Origin of the sequence: Thalassotalea euphylliae (assembly GCF_003390335.1) — a bacterium.
GTDB lineage: Bacteria > Pseudomonadota > Gammaproteobacteria > Enterobacterales > Alteromonadaceae > Thalassotalea_F > Thalassotalea_F euphylliae_B.
Map to the genome: position 1 here is coordinate 1,076,263 of NZ_QUOU01000001.1, position 19,030 is coordinate 1,095,292.

The 19,030-nt window shown below is 46.5% G+C and carries 14 protein-coding genes; 13 read left to right on the forward strand and 1 reads right to left on the reverse strand.

Annotated elements, in window-relative coordinates:
* Window positions 1-30 precede the first annotated feature (30 nt).
* Window positions 31-2,244, reverse strand: coding sequence for an esterase-like activity of phytase family protein (locus DXX93_RS04790; protein ID WP_147302639.1), 2,214 nt, complete (start codon window positions 2,242-2,244; stop codon window positions 31-33).
* A gap of 286 nt (window positions 2,245-2,530) precedes the next feature.
* Between DXX93_RS04790 and DXX93_RS04795 the strand changes: the two genes are divergently transcribed.
* The 13 genes from DXX93_RS04795 (at window position 2,531) to tadF (ending at window position 19,029) form a co-directional block, all read left to right on the forward strand.
* Window positions 2,531-8,299: a hypothetical protein gene (locus DXX93_RS04795; protein WP_116007067.1), complete on the forward strand. Its 5,769-nt coding sequence runs from the start codon at window positions 2,531-2,533 to the stop codon at window positions 8,297-8,299.
* A gap of 133 nt (window positions 8,300-8,432) precedes the next feature.
* Window positions 8,433-8,633 carry a Flp family type IVb pilin gene (locus DXX93_RS04800; RefSeq protein WP_116007068.1) on the forward strand — a complete coding sequence of 67 codons (201 nt, stop codon included), beginning with the start codon at window positions 8,433-8,435 and terminating at the stop codon, window positions 8,631-8,633.
* 179 nt (window positions 8,634-8,812) lie between these two features.
* Window positions 8,813-9,295 (forward strand): A24 family peptidase, encoded by a 483-nt coding sequence (locus DXX93_RS04805; protein ID WP_116007069.1) that lies wholly within the window; start codon window positions 8,813-8,815, stop codon window positions 9,293-9,295.
* Window positions 9,296-9,498: 203 nt separating this feature from the next.
* Window positions 9,499-10,467 carry a Flp pilus assembly protein CpaB gene (gene cpaB, locus DXX93_RS04810; RefSeq protein ID WP_116007070.1) on the forward strand — a complete coding sequence of 323 codons (969 nt, stop codon included), beginning with the start codon at window positions 9,499-9,501 and terminating at the stop codon, window positions 10,465-10,467.
* On the forward strand, window positions 10,457-11,872 hold the full coding sequence (locus DXX93_RS04815) for a type II and III secretion system protein family protein (protein ID WP_116007071.1): 1,416 nt from the start codon (window positions 10,457-10,459) through the stop codon (window positions 11,870-11,872). Before cpaB ends, DXX93_RS04815 begins: the two co-directional genes overlap by 11 nt.
* 9 nt (window positions 11,873-11,881) lie before the next feature.
* Window positions 11,882-12,562, forward strand: coding sequence for a CpaD family pilus assembly lipoprotein (locus DXX93_RS04820; RefSeq protein ID WP_116007072.1), 681 nt, complete (start codon window positions 11,882-11,884; stop codon window positions 12,560-12,562).
* 5 nt (window positions 12,563-12,567) lie between these two features.
* A complete protein-coding gene (locus tag DXX93_RS04825) occupies window positions 12,568-13,824 on the forward strand; it encodes a MinD/ParA family protein (RefSeq protein WP_116007073.1) in 1,257 nt (418 codons plus the stop codon).
* A complete protein-coding gene (locus DXX93_RS04830) occupies window positions 13,824-15,170 on the forward strand; it encodes a CpaF family protein (RefSeq protein WP_116007074.1) in 1,347 nt (448 codons plus the stop codon). The genes DXX93_RS04825 and DXX93_RS04830 overlap by 1 nt, the downstream gene beginning before the upstream one ends.
* A 3-nt stretch (window positions 15,171-15,173) precedes the next feature.
* Window positions 15,174-16,124 (forward strand): type II secretion system F family protein, encoded by a 951-nt coding sequence (locus tag DXX93_RS04835; RefSeq protein ID WP_116007075.1) that lies wholly within the window; start codon window positions 15,174-15,176, stop codon window positions 16,122-16,124.
* 2 nt (window positions 16,125-16,126) lie between these two features.
* Window positions 16,127-17,035, forward strand: a complete 909-nt coding sequence (locus tag DXX93_RS04840; RefSeq protein ID WP_116007076.1) for a type II secretion system F family protein — start codon at window positions 16,127-16,129, stop codon at window positions 17,033-17,035.
* A gap of 35 nt (window positions 17,036-17,070) precedes the next feature.
* Complete coding sequence (locus tag DXX93_RS04845) at window positions 17,071-18,018, forward strand: tetratricopeptide repeat protein (protein ID WP_181902145.1); 948 nt, start codon at window positions 17,071-17,073, stop codon at window positions 18,016-18,018.
* Window positions 18,015-18,491, forward strand: a complete 477-nt coding sequence (locus tag DXX93_RS04850) for a TadE/TadG family type IV pilus assembly protein (protein WP_116007078.1) — start codon at window positions 18,015-18,017, stop codon at window positions 18,489-18,491. Before DXX93_RS04845 ends, DXX93_RS04850 begins: the two co-directional genes overlap by 4 nt.
* A complete protein-coding gene (tadF, locus tag DXX93_RS04855) occupies window positions 18,481-19,029 on the forward strand; it encodes a tight adherence pilus pseudopilin TadF (RefSeq protein WP_116007079.1) in 549 nt (182 codons plus the stop codon). The genes DXX93_RS04850 and tadF overlap by 11 nt, the downstream gene beginning before the upstream one ends.
* Window position 19,030: the final 1 nt, after the last annotated feature.

Sequence of the window (19,030 nt, forward strand, 5' to 3'; positions counted from 1 at the left end):
ATGCTCGTTAGCTCAGATAGAGTTTTTTAATTAAAACACATTAAATTCTTTAACAATGGTTACTGGTTCATAACGGAACGTTCCTGTGATCTCTGCGCTAACAACACTATTGGCTGGTAAACTAGCGCTAACTTGGCCAGTATCAAGGTTGATATGAGTAGGTTGGTTGGTTGACCAAGTAATGTTAATCCCCTCAATGCCGTAGCTGGTCAAATCCTTAGGCAGTGTTAAATTTCCTGTTCGCCAGTAATCAGCGCCAATGCGCTCAGCCATGACTAACCCTGTCGTCAGTAGCTTTTGCGCGACACGTAGTGGAGAGCCCATTTCACCACCAAAGGTGACATAATTAAGCTGATTCGCACTAGGCTGTAAGCTCGATGTATTTTGACCATTGGTATACACCACTTTATTGTCAAGTACCGCGACTTTTTGAATTTGTGGGCCTAAGCCAGTTAATTGCTGGCTAATGGTGAACTCATTGTTTTCAAAGTTAACAACAGAGATCTGCTGTTGATCTGCCACGGCAATAAATTGGTTATCGTTAACAGATAAGCTGTCAATATTGTGGCCAATGGAAACGGTATCCGTTAGTGTTAGTTCATCATTATTTACTTGATAAATAAAGAGTTTTTCCGTTCCTAATTGGGCAGATGCTAGTCTATCATTACCTATAAATTCAACAGCCTGCAATTGTACATCTGCTTGTTTAGCTGTGGCTTTAGTGGTCATGCTATCTAAATCCACTAGGGTTAACATGCCAGTCGCTACATCCGTAAAGCCTGCTAATTTACCATCATTGCTGATGGTTAACTGGTTAACTCGCGCAAAGTTTTCCAGTGCATAGGCAAAGTCTTGGGTTGGTTGTAGGGTATCACCATTAACACGATAAAGGGTTTGTCCAGTCTGTTCACGATTGGCTAATACCAAAGTTGATGAATCAGGTGTCACGGCCATCGCAATTAAACCATTGTTGTAGCAGGCAGCATCACTTTGATCGATTGGCGGCACCGGAAGTTGCGGTTCAATCGGGCCACCAGTCGCGCCAGAATAGGCATCAATGGCTGGTCGTTTCTTTGCTTGTGGCGCAGCTGTCGCGCTACTGGCGCCAGAGTTAACGCCTGAATTAACCGATGATAAAAATGCACCATATTCCCCTTGCGCTTGACAAAGCTCTGTGGCGCTGGCTAATTCTTGTGACGTCAACAAGTAGAAATTATTATCATTTCTGTGCTGCTTTATTTGTCTGATGTTAATGATATTCGGCGCGCTATTGCCGCCATTGATGTGATCACAATCATCATCGTCATCATCACCACCATCATAAGCGTTAAAGCCAGATGTGTTGGCGCGCGCGCTGCTTTGATAGCGATAATCACAATAATCGTCGTCATCGTCATCACCGCCATCAAAAGCATTAAAACCATTAGTGATATTAGCGCGACTTGCGACCAAGTTACTCAGTGGTTGAGTTGTTTGCTGATTTTGCGTAATTGCCGCGTATTCGCCATTATTAGCGTTTAAACTGATTAAGTTATTGTCCGCAGTGGCCAGAATAATGCGGCCAGTGATTGGGTGTAAATCAAATTGCGCGATACTGTTTTGCTGATTTTGTTGATTTGTCGCCAGTACAAATACATCTTTAATGGAGACTGAGTGATATAACTTGTGCAGCTGCTCTGAGCTTGTCTCAACCGCGAAGCTGTTGGCAAACACCATTTGCTCGGTCGCGCCAGCAATGGCTACGTAAGCATTGTGTTGTTTCGCTCTTTGGCGCTCAGCACTTTTTAATGAGTTAATAATCTCATCTGCTGCCTCTTGCGGCCCGTCGAGGGTATCAAGCTGGCTAAAGTCAATGCCGAGTTTCCGCGTCAAGTATTGCTTTGCTCGGTCTATGCTGCCATTCACTTCTGGGTTAAACATCACTTCATTGTTGATCAGTGTGGTAAATGGGGTCACTAGCGAACTGCCAGTAGGGGCGGTTAAGGTAAATTCAGGGTAATTAGCCACTAAAGGACTGGCGGACTGAATACTGGCAATATTATCGTTCGTAACCTCTTGTTCACCTATATCACAATGGCCATTTAGGTTGCTATCTAAACACTTTGGCTGAGCTAATGAGTATTGCGGTTGCTTTAACTCTGCAATTTCTGCATCGTTGCTATCTGAACCGCATCCGATAACTAGTGAGCTAGTTATACTGCCAGCAATCATTAACTTCCAAACCTTAAAACTATTCGTCGACATTTCTCTCTCTTTAACAAAATTTTTCTTGAGCATTAACAAAAATGTAAAAACGACAGCAATGGCAAGCACCATGACAGTCGTTTTTAACAACTTTTTAAATAAATAATAATGAGATCGTAAAAAGTGATAGATATGATAATCATTATCATTTACTATCGCAAACCAAAATTTGGACAGCTACTTGATATTTCCTGATTTATTAGGTGCTTGGTTAGTAATGAATGTCCATCTCGTGTTCAGTTTTTCTTGTATTTTTACTCTGGATTTAATGCAGTAGGAGTCATTAATGAAATTCTCTAAGGGGCTACTCGCCTCAATTATTTCGGTTAGTTTGTATTCATGTGGCGGGGATAACGGTTCAGATCCCGTGCAACCACCCACCCCTGAGCCTAATAAGCAAATATCAGGGCTTGCTATTGATGGTTACTTAGCGGCAGCGCAAGTGTGTTTGGATCTTAACCAAAACTATCAGTGTGATGATAACGAGTATCGTACGGTCACTGACGAACAAGGCAATTACACCCTTGACCTACCTGGCTCACTAGACACCAGTGCGTCAATTTTAGTCAAAGCGATTCCCGGCGTGACCATTGACTTAGATACCCCAGATGAATTTGTCAGTGACTCATTTTATCTCTTAGGTGATGTTGATAAACCTGAAGTTGTTTCACCTGTGACTACTATGGTGAAAATGCGCCAAAAGTCGGGCAAAACGCTTGAACAAGCTGAGCAAGAGGTGATGGAGTTACTGGACGTTACGAGCAAAGACGATCTCTATGTCGACTTTGTCGAGGCGGCCAATAACGATGCCTTACCAGCGCAAGAAAAAGAGAAATTTGAACGTATTCAGGTGGTTAACCAAGTGTTAACTCAGGTCATGGCAACTGGTTTAAAAGAGTCGATAGAGAACGGTGGCGACGATAGCAATGAGGAGGAAGTTACCGACTTATTCCTGACAAAAGTGGCCGACTCAGTGTTACCTATGGTCGTTGAGCAGGTCGATAAAACCATGGCGGCAACACCAGCACAAGAGCCAGTATCCACTGAGGATATTGTTGACAATATTCAACAAGCCGCGCCAGATATTGCGGTTAGCAATGAAGAAATTGCCAATGAGCAAGTGGCTCCGATCGTACCAGCAGCGCCAAGTCAAGCCGTTGTCGACAACCTAAACAATACCTTTGATTGGCAAGTCGTGCCGGGTTATCAATCGCTCAGTGACTACGAATACTCATTAAACGGCGGTATTAATTGGTTAGACATTGATGAAAAGCCACTGCAACTGGCCGATGAAGATTATGCCGTCGGTAGTGTGCAAGTGCGTGTTAAAGCAAGTGAAGATGGTAACCGCAGTGCTGGTAGTGCCTTAAGTAATGCACAAGCCTTTAGCCCAACGCCATCAGCGCCAGATGCGCCAACAGGAGGTGCGATAAATGACCGTATCAACACCTTTAGCTGGCAGTATGTTGACGGTTTTACGCGACCTCAAGATTACCAACTCTCTGTTGATGGCGGTAGTACTTGGTCACAAGCAACGGCTAACCCCGCACAGCTAGGCGATCTTGCTTATGCCGCTGGCGATATCCAAGTGAGAGTGAGTGCTAACCCGTCAACGGGTCGCCCGGCCAGTGCGGTATTGGCGAATGGCCAAGCCTACACGGTTACGCCTGCTGCGCCAGCCGCTCCTGCTAATCCAGTTGTCAATGACTTAGTCAATATTTTTGACTGGCGTGCCGTCACAGGTTTTGACACGGTTAGCAGCTATGAATACTCGCTTGACGGCGGCAGTAACTGGAATGATGTACTGGCCAAGCCGCTGGCAATTCCTGATTTAAACTACAATATTGGTACGGTTGCGGTACGCGTCAAAGCTGACGACACCACTGGCCGACCAGCAGGCGCAACATTAACCAACCCAGCGCCATATACCAGAGCACCACTAGCTGCAGCGGCGCCGAGCCGCGGCGTAGTCAACGACGATGATAATACCTTTGGCTGGGCGCCAGTGTCTGGCTTTAGCCGTGCCTCAGACTATGAAATTCAACTCAATGGCGGCAACTGGCAAACGGCGAACAGCAATCCCTATGTCGTTGGCAATATCGATATCGCCGCCGGTGCCCTAAAAGTGCGCGTTAAAGCGGATAGCAGCCTTGGTCGCCCAGCCGGTGGCATACTTGCTAACCAAACGGCGTTTACCAAAAAACTCGGTGCGCCAGCTGCACCAAGCAATGGTGTCGTCAATGATACCAACAATACGTTCGGCTGGAGCAATGTCACCGGCTTTACCCGCGCCAGTGATTATGAAGTGCAGATCAACGGCGGCAGCTGGCAAACGGCGAGCGCGAATCCATACAGTGTCGGCGATATTAATGCCGCGAGCGGGGCAGTGCGAGTGCGCGTAAAAGCAGACAGCAGTAACAATCGTCCGGCCGGTAATGCCTTGGCCAGTACTAGTGCCTTTACCCAAACCCCTGCGCCAGCACCAACGCCTGCGCCATCAACGCCAGCACCGACACCAGCGCCAACGCCTGCAGCACCGGCTGCGCCAACTAATGGGGTGGTTAACGATGCGGATAACACCTTTAGCTTCACCTTAGTATCCGGTTATAGCGCCGCAGGTAATTATCAATACTCAGTGGATGGCGGTAGCAACTGGCAGCCAGTCACAGCAGTGCCTATTGTGCTGCAAGATCTCAACTATGCCAGTGGCAAAATTCAAGTGCGTGTTAGCGCTGACTCATCAACCCGTCGTCCGGCTGGGCAGGTGTTAGCTAGCACCAAGGAGTATACGGTAACGCCAGCTAAGCCGGCAGCGCCGACCAGTGGTGTGGTCAGCGACGCGGCCAATACCTTTGATTGGACCTTTACAAGCGGCTTTACCAACAGCAGCGACTATGAATACTCAGTCGATGCTGGGGCTAACTTTAGTGCGGTAACGGCTAAGCCATTGGCGCTTGAAAATAAAGTTTACGCCAAAGATCAAGTGCAAGTGCGCGTCAAACAAGATACCACCAATGGCCGACCCGCAAGTGATGTGCTAAAAAATACCACTGCCTATACCAAAGTGGCTGTGCCAGTAGCGCCAACCAATGGCGTGGTTAATGACACTGCCAATACCTTTGGCTGGACCAATGTCCAAGGCTTTACCAGTGCCAGCGACTACGAGCTGCAAATTAGCGGCGGCAGTTGGCAAACGGCATCGGCTAACCCGCATTCGGTGAGTAATATCAATATTGAGAGCGGCGCAGTGAAAGTCAGGGTCAAAGCTGACAGCAGCAGTGGTCGTCCGGCTGGGGCGATATTAAGTAGCACGCAAGCCTTTAATAAGTTTGACAATGCCGTATCAGCGCCAAATCGCACCGGGATTGATGATAGCTGGGGTAAAGACTATGTTGAATTTGCCTACGTCTCAGGTTATGACCAAGCCAGCCTTTATGAATACAGTAAAGACGGAGGTAGCAACTGGCAGGCGGTGAGCAATCGCCGTATTGAGATTGGCAATATTGATCTCAGCGCGAACAAAATTCACATTCGTGTCAAAGCGCGTACCAATAAGAATAACGCTGGTGCGTCACTGGTGATAGATCAAGCCTTTACCAATACCCCAGCACAGGCGCAGCCAAGTGCGCCAAGCATCACAGGTCAAGACGATGCCGCCAATACGCTGACGTTTAGCAAAGTATCCAGCATTAATAATATTGCCGATTACGAAGTGAAAATTGAGACGGCGGATTGGGCGCAGGCGAGCAGTACTACCATTACCTTAACGGACAAAGCCTATGCCATTGGTGCTATTCAGGTGCGCGTCAAAGAAGACACCGCCAAGCGAAGACCGGCCGGTGTGATTGCCAAAAACACTAAAGCATATACGGTGAAACCACCACAACCTGCTGCGCCAACGGTAAATGTTCAGGATGACGACAAAAACCAGTTTGGTTGGCAAATTGTCAGCGGCTTTAGCGCGGCTAGTGATTACGAGGTAAAAATCAATAGCAACGCTTGGCAAACGGCAACGGCCAACCCGACCATAGTGGGTAATGTCGCGATTGCAGTAGGTGATGTGAAAGTTAGGGTCAAAGCGAATGCGAGCAACGGTCGTCTGGCCGGCCAAGAGGCAGCCAATACCAAGCAATACACAGCGGTAAGCTCAGCCTTATTGGACGTATTAACCGCGCAGCAAAGCAAGATCACCCAAGTCACGCAAGGTATTACCGCTTACAATAATGCTGTAACCGCCTTAGCGAGTTTGGAAGGTGCGGCGCTACGAGCCAAAGCCAAGCTACTTGCCGAGCAAGCAGCGTTACTTGATGGCCTGCTAACGCTTGCCGAGCAAACTAAAGCTGCACTGGCTAAAGCCATTGTCGATAATAGCTCCGATAGCTCGGCCAATAAAACCACGGTACAAAATGCGGTTAACAGCTTAACCAGCCAAATTAGCGCGCTTGAAGGGTTAATTAACGGCGCACCAGCACAGCTAAAAACCGCGTTTACTAATGCCAGTACTGGTGCTAACGGCGTGTTAATCAGCCAAGCGGATGCCACTATCACTAATAGCCGATTTGCCAAACTAGACTGGGCCGGTCACTTTATTGACAGTGCGACGGCGGCTAACCAAGGCTGGCGTTGTTTGCTTGATACCAAAGCGAAAACCCGTACCGTTTGGGCGCTATTACAAGACGGCGCGGCTGATGGTAAAGACGATGTCACCTTAGCCGTTGCCAATGGCACCAGTAGCGGTGATATCAAAGCTTACTATAACGGCCAAGAAATCTGTGGCAACACGGCTTGGCAGCTACCGAGCGAGCCACAATTGGCGACCTTAAAACCCGTAACGATTAGTGACTTTGCTAAACTTGATAGCCAAGGTAATGCCTTAGCCGATAGCGCCAGTGACTTCCATTACTGGTACGATAAAGCCAATAACCGTCTTTGGACGGCACATCGTGGTCGTGATGGTAGTGCCAAGATCGATTGGGCGACCGCTAAGACCTTACCAGGGTTACCGAGTAGCCTCTCAAACCTTGGTAATATTACTTGGCAATTGCCCGATGAAAGTACTTGGCAGGGGTTATTTAATGATGCTAAAGCTGCTTCGTTTTTAACGAGCTTAGGTGACGCGAATGCCCGTAATGACTTGCGTAATATTTATTGGGTCAATAAAGAAACGTTTGGTCGTGGTTATTACGCCATTAATATTAAAAATTCAGGTTGGCGAATTGAACAGAGCGGCCATGGCTATACTGTCTTCTTAATTGCCTATGCCCAGTTAACTAATCAACAAGTGCTGACTGGTGAAGCCAATATCGAAAGTGCGGCGAACTTTCCCAAGCACCAAGGACAACAAGCCGCCTTTGATGATGCCGCAAACCGCTACCAATATTGGTCATCAAGTCAAGACAGCAGCAATGACCCTTATGCGGTCAGCTTTAAAACGTCAGGGCAGGCTTACGCCAAGACCGCCATTGCTGACAGTACTCATACCGCGCAAACCCGTATGGTAACTGTCACGGCACCCGCCGCGCCGACTAATCCGGTGGAAGATGATGGCGCCAATACCTTTGACTGGACCTATGTTGCTAACTTTACTCAAGCCACTGATTATGAGTACAGCACTAATGATGGAGGAAGCTGGCAAGACGCTAGTGCTAAGCCGATTGATGTCGGTAATAACGCCATTGATGCTGGCGATGTCAAAGTGCGGGTTAAAGCAACGGATCTCGTGCCAGCGGGGGGGGCGTTAGCCTCGGCTAAAGCCTATACCGTATTGGTCTGTAGCGCGCCGAATATTAAATATCAAGGCGGGTGTTATGACTCTCGTGATTATGACAGTCGCCCAAGTGAAAGTGATTGTACGCTGCTGAGTAAAGATGATCCTCTACTAGCCAACCATAGTTCAATACGGGCTTTCGTCAGCGCTATGGGGGTTGACCCGACCCTTGGACATTACTTTTACTTAAAAGAACCCAATTTCTTGCTGAATGAGAAATATGGACGCTGGCAAGCCGAAGACAGAGGACGTCCAATCTCGTTTGCCCGGGCTGTGTGTAAGCTATAGATAAAACCAATTAACTAAGGTTGCCAAGTACCCTTGGCAACCTTAATTAAACGTCATTTTACAAGTATTTATTCTTTTTTGTGTTAATGGTAAGTGTTATCATTCGCATTGTTATTTTTAAGGTTGTAGTTATATGAATTTTCTTAAACAATTCCTCTCTCAAGAAGATGGCATTTCTGCCATTGAATACGCCGTGTTAGCGGCCATCATTATTGGTTTACTGGTCACAGTATTTACTGGTAACGACGGTATTTCATCCGTTATTGAGCAAACTTTCAATGCCATGAAAACGGCTTTAGAAGGGCTTAATAATGATAGCAGCAGTGGTAACTAGTTCGGCTGCTAAGCGCTACGCTAGTATTCGGTAACTGCTCCGCAAGTGAGTACCCTGTGATTGTTAGCTTTTTCGTATTTGAAATAAATGATAAGCGTTAGCGCTTTTATTTTTAATGCTGTTGGTTTTAAAGATGTTGTTACTAACTCTATGCTGCAAACCTCAGCGCTTTTAACACTATGTTGTTAACTTCAGGGTTGTTAGCCACAGGTTCTTTAGCCATAGGGTTTTTAGCCATAGCACTTAGCGTTTTGTTAGTCAGTGCCGGTTATTTTGACTTGCGTTATCGGCGCATACCTAATGGCTTATCGTTAAGTGTGTTGCTGGTTAGCTTAACAAAATTAGCCTTAGTCAGTTCATTTGCCAGTGCCACTATCACGCTGTTATTAACCGCGTTATTACTGATGATTGGGGTAGCTGTATTTGCACTCGGCTGGCTTGGCGCTGGTGATGTCAAGCTGATTGTGGCGTTAAGCCTTGGGTTTAGCCCTGAGCAGCTGGTTGACTTTGTTGTGGCGTTTAACTTGTTAGGCGGTGTGTTAGCGGTCTCGGTGCTGGTTTATAACGGCTATGCCCGCAGGCAACAACTGCGTGTTATCAACACCTTGCCTTATGGCGTTGCGATTGCCAGTGCTGGCCTTTTATTAATGGCCTGCGGTTAACGGCTTTTTATAAACTGCTTTGGCAAACATAGCGGGTTAACGGTTAAGACCGAGTCGCCGCGCTTATCAGGTCAATGTGGGTTTTCTGTTTACCGAGAACAAATTATTACATGTCTTCAGTTGGTCTGGCGTTGGCCTTAGCCCTTGCTACTGCCTAAAGCGCTGCGCCCACTGTTGCCATAACTATTAGTGATATATCAATCATGTTAAATCGTCGAATTATTTATTTTACTTTACTGCTTACTGCGTTAGGTATTGTTGGCATTTATTGGCAATTAAGCTTAGTCAGCCAAAGCCAACCCGCTAAGCCTGTCGTACAAGCGCAGCCGCAAGTGTCAGTGTTAACGGTTAGTGAGCACATCCCCGCCGGGCAAGCTATTCAATCAAATCAGCTGAGCTGGCAACCGATATCTGCTGAGCAGGCCGCTACTTTGGTCGGCGTTTTTAGCCAAAGTACCTTTAACTCGGCAGCTATCGACAATGCGTTAGCTGCTTACCCGCTTGCCAAAGGTGAATTTTTGCGCAGTGACGCTATCGTCTTGCCCAGTGACAGTGAATATTTAGCCCTGACCTTAGCGCCGAATAAGCGCGGTATTGCCTTAAAAGTGGATGCGCAGTCAGCCATTGCTGGCCTAGTCAACCCCGGTGATCACGTTGATGTGTTGTTTTATCACAAGCTGGGTCGCAGTAAAAAAGACTTTAGTTATCAAGTGTCAGCGTCGGCACGTAAGCTAGTGTCGAACGTGAAACTGTTAGCGGTTGACCGCACCGTTAGCACGCTTGCCGTTGTTGATGAAGACGATAAGAGCCACGCAAGCAATTCAAGCCAAGCAAGTCATCAAAATAGGTTTAATGAACACAGCACGGTCACGGTTGAAGTGAGCAGTGAACAAGCGGGCCAGCTGTTAATTGCCCAGCAACTTGGCCAACTTAGCTTAGCGCTCGTCAGTAAGCACTTAAGCCAGCAGCTAAGCCAGAGCCCAAGCGAGCAACAAACAATGGCAGCGCTTGATACGCCTGTTGCCTTTGAACAAATGATCCCTGAGTTAGGTGAGCGCACCGAGATTGTTAACTTACTCAAAGGCGATCACTCAGAAACTTTAGTCAAAAACGAATCTTTAATGTTATCAACAAAACTAGAACAAACCGGTGGTGACGATAATGTCTTCTAATGCAATGAAGTTAATTGCTAACGCTTTAGCTTTGCCTATAGGTCTAGCCAGTGCGCTATTGTCAACCGCCTCAATGGCACTCGACTTACACGTCAGTGAAGGCCAGTTAATTGAATTACCGAGCAAAGCAAAAACTGTGTTTATCGCCGATGATAAGGTCGCCAGTTATCAGGTGCCCAGTGCTGATAAATTGTTTGTTTTCGCACTAAGTCCCGGCAAAACCAGCCTTTATGCACTTGGCAATGACGGCCAAGTGATTTATCAAGATGACATCGTTGTCGGTTATGATACCGCCAGTTTAAACCAGCAAATTACTCAGCTTTACCCGCAAGCCAGTGTCGAGGTGGTGGGGAATAACCAACAGTTAATTGTTCGTGGTCAAGTACCTTCGGCGATGATGGCACAAGATATCATTGAACTGACGAACAGTTATTTAGTTAGTAATGGCAACGAAGGCGCAGGTATTCAAACCAGTAACGGCGATCAGCAAGCATCGAGCTTAGTGATTAATCAATTAACGGTAACCTCGCCTAATCAAGTGAATATTCGCGTGCGCTTAGCGGAAGTATCACGCCAAGTAACGACCCGTTTGGGGCTACGCCCCGGCAGTGAATTTTGGGGACTTACGCCAGCGCAGGGGGCGGTGTGGTCCAATGGCGCCGACGATGTGGCCAGCTTGAATGTTAACGATTTTATTCAAGATATTACCGGCATCAAGCTCAATACTAACTCTGTGATGTTAGATGCGTTAGCCACAGAAGGCGCCGCTAAGCTATTGGCAGAGCCAAACTTAACGGCAGTATCAGGGGAAACCGCGTCATTTTTAGCCGGTGGTGAGTACCCAGTACCGATCAGTCAAACCCGCAACGGCGATGTGATCATTGAATTTAAAAAATTTGGTGTTGCCTTAGAGGTCACGCCAACCGTGTTAAGCGATCAACGCATTAGTTTGCGTTTGGCACCAACAGTAAGCAGCTTAGACGCTAATAACGGCTTTACTTTCAATAATATTACCATTCCCGGCATTAGCACACGTGAAGCGGAAACGACCGTTGAATTGGCCAGTGGTGAGAGCTTTATGCTGGCGGGGTTATTAATGAATGATGAAAGTAATTCGGTGCGTAAATTTCCATTTCTAGGGGATTTACCTGTGATTGGTAGCTTATTTAGATCAACGGCATTTGAGCAACAAGAAACCGAGTTAGTGATTATTGCTGAGGCGTTTATTGTTGAGCCAAGCCAAGAAAATCACTTCAACCTACCGACCGATAATTACCAGCCGTACAGTGATTTAGAGCGACTATTAAACTTGTCATGGTCAAGCGCTTCACCAACGCAGCAGCATAAAGTGTTGATTGAACAAGATAAACCTAAGCTATTTGGCGATAGCGGCTTTTACTACTAGGAGACGGTGATGAAACACGTGTTATTTTCTTTTGATACAAAAGCTGTTTTGGCCTGTGCAGCATTAGCCATGACGTCGGGTTGTAGTTATTTACCAGATACGGTGTCGCCAGCGCTTGATAGCTACCGAGCTTATGCACAAAGCTCGGCTCAAACCTCAGCCCAACCAGGCGCGAGCGAACAACAACTAGAGCTGGTTAATAGCGAGTTGCAGTTAACTCTCAATGATCGTCAATTAAAGGATCGCCAATTAACGGAACAACAGCGCTATCAAATCAATCGTTTTATCCAGCAACAAGGTGGTCGTTACAAGCAACGGATCGCTGTTTCAGCCAATGTAGCGAGCCTACAACCTATTGCCGATGAGCTTGATAAACTGCTGTCGATGCAAGGCATTACTGCTGACAATCGCCGCTTTTTGGCCAATGAGCAACTGCCGAGTCAGCAGGTAAAGATGGTGAGTGAGTATTTTCAAGTGGCGAGCCAGCCCTGCCAAACACAGCAAAAGGTGCGCATTGGTTGCGCAACACAGCACAATTTGGCGCTTAGTTTACCCGATCCCGTGCAGCTTATTCGCGGTCGCCAGCTTGCTGGCGCCGATGGTGTGAAGGCGATTAACGCAATACAAAAGTACCGCACGGGTGAGACAGCTGCGGCAGATACTAACACGACTGATTTTTTTGAGAGGTAAATAACATGAGCGTCACCCATCAAACATTTACCCATGTGGCTCAAGAGTCGGCAAGCACCGCAGAGCAAAGCGTCGCCAGTAAAGAGCAAGCAATGGCTAGTAATATTGAATTGCTTGCCTTTATTGATGATCAAACGAGCTTGCTGGCAATTGAAAAACTGTTAGCTTCTTATGCGTTACTGGCAAGTGACAAAAGCAAAGTATTAGCCGGTAATTTAAATTCAGCGGTTCAGTATTTAAGCCAGCAAGCATCACCGCAAGTGCTGTTAGTGGATATTAGTGCTGAACGCGATCCATTAACGCGCATGTCTGAGCTTGCCAATGTCTGTCAGCCAGATACACGAGTGATTTTATTGGGCACAGATAATAGCATTGACTTATACCGAGCTTTTAAAAACTTAGGAATTGATGATTACCTGACCAAGCCGATTAATCATCAGCAATTAGCGGATGTGATTGGCCAAGCATTTGGCCAAGCAAGTAGCAAAGAGCGCAGTGCACAACAATTAGTGTTCACTGGCTGTGGTGGCGGGGTTGGCGTATCCACCCTAGTGGCCAATATCAGTCGTGGTTTAGCGGCTAAAGGTGCGCAAACGCTGGCCGCTGATCTTAACAGTTACGGTGGTGATTTAGACTTGCTGTTAGGTGCCAATGCAGGCTTTGGTTTAATGAACTTGCTAAGCGGTCAACAGCAAGTGGACAAACTCTTTATTGAACGCAGTTGTAGCCAAGTCGCAGAACGGTTATTTCTGCTCAAATCACTCAGCCAACAGCAAACCTTCGATGCCAGCAGCTATCAGCGCCTAGCAAAGCAACTTGGCCAACACTATAACTATTTAGTATGGGATCTGGCCAGCCAGTTATTTGCCGTGCCGGGCATGCTTGATGTTTGGCTTGCGGCCGACACCAAAGTGTTAGTGTGCCAACCAAGTTTAGCGGGGTTAAGGCAAGCGAAAGCGATCTTAAACCTCACGAGTGATCGCCAATACGGGCAACGTTTGATCTTAGTGCTCAATTATATTCACCCACACAAAGAGATCATGTTGTCGGTTGAAGAAATGACGCGTCAATTAGGCCAACCCTTTGATCATATCTTGCCATACGCGCCAAAAGCGGTTACTCAAGCGGCCGACTTAGGGAGTTCATTGTTAACCGCCAATAACCCGTTTAGTCGTGCCTTAGCAGAGCTGTTAGCCGATATTTGGGGGCAAGGGCAAGTTGCCAAACCTTCACTACTGGCGAGATTGAGGAAGCGTTTCTAATGTTTGGTCAAAAAAAACAGCTCGTTAATGCGCAGCAACAGCCACAAGACAGTGTAATTGCTGGCAGTGAACAACCGCAAAACATTGTCGATGAAGCCAGTTACGATATTGTTCGCAATCATATTTTTACCACTATTGAAGCAGGCGTTGCCACTAAACTAAGCGCTGAGCAGTTGGCTGAGCGCATTTTAGAAGCGGTCACCAGCATTGCTAATCAGCAACGCTTACCGTTGAATTATCAAGCACAGCAACAAGTAGCAGAACTCATTCTGGCGGATATGTTGGGACTTGGGCCACTGCAGGGCTTGCTTGAAGATGAATCGGTTAATGATGTGTTGATCAATGGTTATCAACAAATATATGTCGAGCGTGAAGGTAAGCTGAGTTTAAGCAGCCTGAAATTTCGTGATGAAAACCATTTATTGCATGTTGCGCGTCGCATTGCGTCGAGTATTGGGCGCCGTGTTGACGAAACGAATCCTATGGTTGACGCGCGCTTGGCAGATGGTAGCCGAGTGAACATTATCATTCCGCCACTGAGCTTATCTGGTACTTGTATTTCGATCCGTAAATTCAGTAAGCAAAGTTTAGGGTTAAGCGATTTAGCGGACAGCGGCAGCTTATCTGCTGAGATGGCCACGTTTTTAGAAGTGGCTAGCCATTGTCGTCTGAATATTTTGGTCTCAGGCGGGACAGGGGCAGGTAAAACTACGCTGCTTAACGCCTTATCGCAACAAATTGATAATAACGAGCGGGTGATCACCATTGAAGATGCGGCTGAATTACGCTTACAGCAAAGTCATGTGGTGACCTTAGAATCGCGCCCGAAAAGTATCGAAGCAACGGCAGAAGTGAGTTTGCGTCAACTGCTGAAAAATGCGCTGCGGATGCGACCTGATCGCATTATTGTCGGTGAGGTTCGTGGCAACGAAGCCTTTGATATGATGCAAGCGATGAATACTGGCCATGATGGTTCAATGTCGACGCTGCATGCTAACTCCGCCGTTGATGCCTTAGTGCGCTTGGAAAACATGTTATTGATGGCGCAGTCGAATTTGCCTGCCGTTGCCTTAAAACGCCAAATTAACGCCGCAATTGATTTGATTGTCCATGTCGAGCGTATGCGAGACGGTGTTCGCCGTATTGTTAGTATTGATGAAATTGTTGGTATTGAAGGGGATCAAATTCAGTTACACCCGTTATTTAGCTACCAAGCTCAGGGCGAGCTGCATAACGGTAAACTCAATGGCCGCTATATTAGTCATCAACACTTGCCCCGTTGCCTAGATAAGATCCGCTATTTCGGGCTTGAGCACGTGGTGATGAAGCTCTTGGAGGCGGCTTAAATTATGTTATTAAGCACGTCGAGTTTATTGTTTTGCTTACTCTTGCTCATCGTGGTTTTGGTGAGCTTGCTCGCTTATCTGCTCTATCAACACAAGTTAGTTAACCGTCAACAACAGCGCTTATCACACTATTTAAGCGCTGGACAAAGTGCCTTGGCCACCAGTGATGCACAAGCATTATTTAAGACCTCACTGCAGGAAACGGGGATAAAAGCTTGGTTATACCGGTTATGGGTTCGCCTTGGTGATGTATTTCATCCTAAGTTGATACTGACCTTTATGGTGTTAATGCTGATCACCGTTTTTACCGTGCTTAAATTAGGGCAAGCATGGCCTTGGCTAGCGCAATTAAGCTTACTGATCAGTGTCAATGTATTGCTGTTTAACGGCTTATATCAATGGCAATTAAAGCGCTTAAATAGTGATTTTGAGCAAGACTTTCCACATGCGGTTGCGACCGTGAGCCGTGCGGTTAGTGCTGGCTTGTCGGTTAACGCGGCTCTGCTGCAAGCGAAAGAGCAAAGTCAACACCGAGTACAGCAAGTGTTTGCTGAAATTACTGATTTGTTAGCCATTGGGGCAACATTAGATCAGGCATTAAGCCAAGCTGGCATTAAGGTACAACAGCCCAGCTTTAAATTTTTTAGCGTGTGTTTGCTGCTTAACCAGCAATCAGGTGGCCAGTTAGCGCAAGTGCTACATCAGTTGATGGCCAATATTCACGAACGTAAAAGCCATCATAAACGTGTGCTAGCGATGACTGCTGAGCCGAGAGTGTCGGCAAAGGTGATAGCTTGTTTACCTGTGCTTTTTTTATTGTTTTTTTACTACCAAATGCCATCGGCGTTTGATTACTTACGTTACCACCAAACGGGCCAATGGATTGCTGGCTACGCGTTAGCAAGCATAGTATTTGGTCTGTGGCTAATTAATCGTATGACTAAGGTTGATTAAGCATGGCACTATTTTCACATCCGGTTTGGCAAAGCCAATTATGGTGGCTGAGTTTATGCTTATTTCTTGCTGGCTTGGCAGGCTCTTGGCTATTTTTACTGCGCCATCGCAGTAAGCTTAAGCTCAATCAACGTTTTAGTGAGTACCTCGAGCAAGAAAGCAGTAGCTTTGAGCAAGGCGCGCTGTTTAATAACCAGCAAAATGACAACCAAGAAATTGCCAAGTTAAGCGCCTTACTCAGTGAGGCTGGCTTTTATCAAAAGCAGGCGGTACGCTATTTAATTGCAAGTAAGCTGGGTTTAGCAGCCCTTGTTGCCACTATTACTTGGCTAGCAATGAGTAGTAACGATCCGAATAATTCAAGTTGGTTTGTGATTGCGAGCCTAGCTTTTGTCGCCAATTTATTACCTGATCACTACCTTAAACAAGTGGCGTTAAATCGCCAGAAAGAAATTTTAAAGGCGTTACCTGATAGCTTGGATTTAATTTCGATTTGTCTTGAATCAGGGGCTACTTTTGAACGTAGCCTTGCGATGGTAAGTGAGCATCTTGACGATGTTTATCCTGTATTAACACAAGAATGGCAACAAACTTTAGAGCAATTAAAGGTTAACCCAGATCGCGAAGTGGCGTTTGACGATCTTGCCAAACGTTGTCCCTCTGCTGAGATGACCTCATTAATTGCTGCCGTTAAACAGGCTGAAAAGTTTGGTAGCCCGCTCGCACAAACATTCAAAAATTTCGCCACAGAAATGCGCCAATTGAACAAACTCACGTTAGAAGAAAAAGTCGGTAAGCTATCCGCCAAAATTACCTTACCTATGTTGCTGTTAGTATTTTTGCCCTTGTTGATCATTATTTTAGCGCCAATTGGTTTCCAGTTGTTGGTGGCATTAAAGGAGCTTAATTAATGTTACTAAGCGCAAAAAGAGCCAAGAGCGGCTTAATGATAACGACATTCGTGCTGTTAACTGGCTGCAAAATAACACCGCTCGAACCATCTCGTGATAAGCACCAACAGGCAACCAATAGCGTGCCGATGAACGCATTATCGGATCAACGGTTAGCGGAAATTGCACGACAAAGTGGTGATTTGAAAACGAGTGCGAGATTGTTCAGTAAGTTACTGGCCAGTGAGCCAACTAATGCTGAATATGCGTTAGCCTTGGCGCAAACTTATCGACAAGCTAAACAGGCGCAATTGGCGATCAATGTGTTAACGCCATTTGTTAACGTTGAGCTCTCGCCTAGGCTATTACCTGAGTTATCTCCTGCACCAGAGCAAGCTGACATATCGAGTGATGATAAAGCACAAGCAGAGCGCAAAAGCGAGTTAAGTCATCACGAGTCGCAATTACTGTGGCAAACTTTAGGACTCGCTTATTTAGATCTGCAAGCATACCCAGCGGCGCAACAGGCGTTACAGCAAGCGGTTAATTTAGCCGAAAGCGTTGCAACTCAATCACCTGCACAAAAACAGCAGTTAGCGCAAAGTTACAATGGCCTTGGCGTTGCTGCCAGTTGGTTACAAGGGTATGACGTTGCCGAGCAGCAGTTTCGACAGGCGTTACAGTTAACGCCAAATCAACCGGGTTATATCAGTAACTTGGCGTTAAACCATATGTTACAGCAGCAATACCAGCAGGGGGCTAATTTACTTTATCCGCTTTATCGGCAAGGACAAAGTAGCGCTAAAATGCGTCAACACTTGGCTTTGGCATTAGTTAAGCTCGATAAAGTGGGACAAGCGCAGCAGGTTTTAGCCGTTGATTTAACGCCAGATGAAATCGCACAGAACATCAAATACTTTGAGCAAGTGAAAGCAGGTGCTAGCACTAATACTAACGCGCTAGTACCAAGGCTAGTAACGCCTGTTGAGGAACTCAACGAGTGACGGCTTGGAAGTTTCAACAACGAGGTAAGCAAGGCTTCACGATATGCCAGCAGCAAAGGCAGCAACAAGGCAGTGTAGCTATTGAAGTTGCCATCGTTTTGCCGCTGTTGCTGTTTGTGGTGATCAGCTGCTTTGATTTTGTTCGAGGACTGCTGATCAGAGTGAGCCTAGATCATGCGTTGGCAGAGGCGAGTCGTGAGGTCAAGTTAACGGCGGCTAGTGCGAGTAATTTTCAGCAGTTACTTGTCAGTGCAATGACGAATAAGCAAGTTATTTCCTTCACCAAGAGCAAGTTAACGGTGACTCAGCTAGGGGCTTATAGTTCGCCGACCGCACTGGCCAATAACCAGCCTAGCGGTGCGATAAGTGCGCCTTTAGTCAGCTATCAACTGGACTATCAATTTCAAGCAATCTCGCCTTGGTTACGACAAGTCAGCTTTCGCTCGCAAGTGGTGGTAAAACATGAAAACTAGCGTTAATCCTTGCCGTCAGCGCGGTGCTGCTGCGCTTGAATTTGCCATTGTGTTACCTGTTGTTATTGCGGTTATCTTAGTGTTTTTCGATTTAAGTCGTTACTTAATACTGCAAGGACAGTTAAACCGCACAAGTTATAGTTTGGTTAATATGATTGCTCATCGCCAAGCGTTTTATGTGGATCAAGCTGGCCAAAAACAAGCGCTTGCGCAAAGCCAGCTAGACGAGCTGTTAACGATTGCTAAGCGCTTAGTGGGCGATCCGCAACTCGGCGTCAGTGTGCATGAAGTGGCACGAGTTGGCTCAGCCAACAATGGTTATCAAGGGTTTTCCTCAGGCAGTGGCTGCCAACAAAAAACACCGGATGAGCTACGCGCATTGTACCAGACGCTTGATGATCCCAACGAAGATCAAGAACAAGTGTTATATCTGATCGAACTATGCCAACCGTTAACCGGTTTCAGCTTTTTTGCCCGTTTTTCAGGCTCACAAGCGTTTACTCGCTTATATGCCAGCAGTGTGATGGTGGAACGTTAGC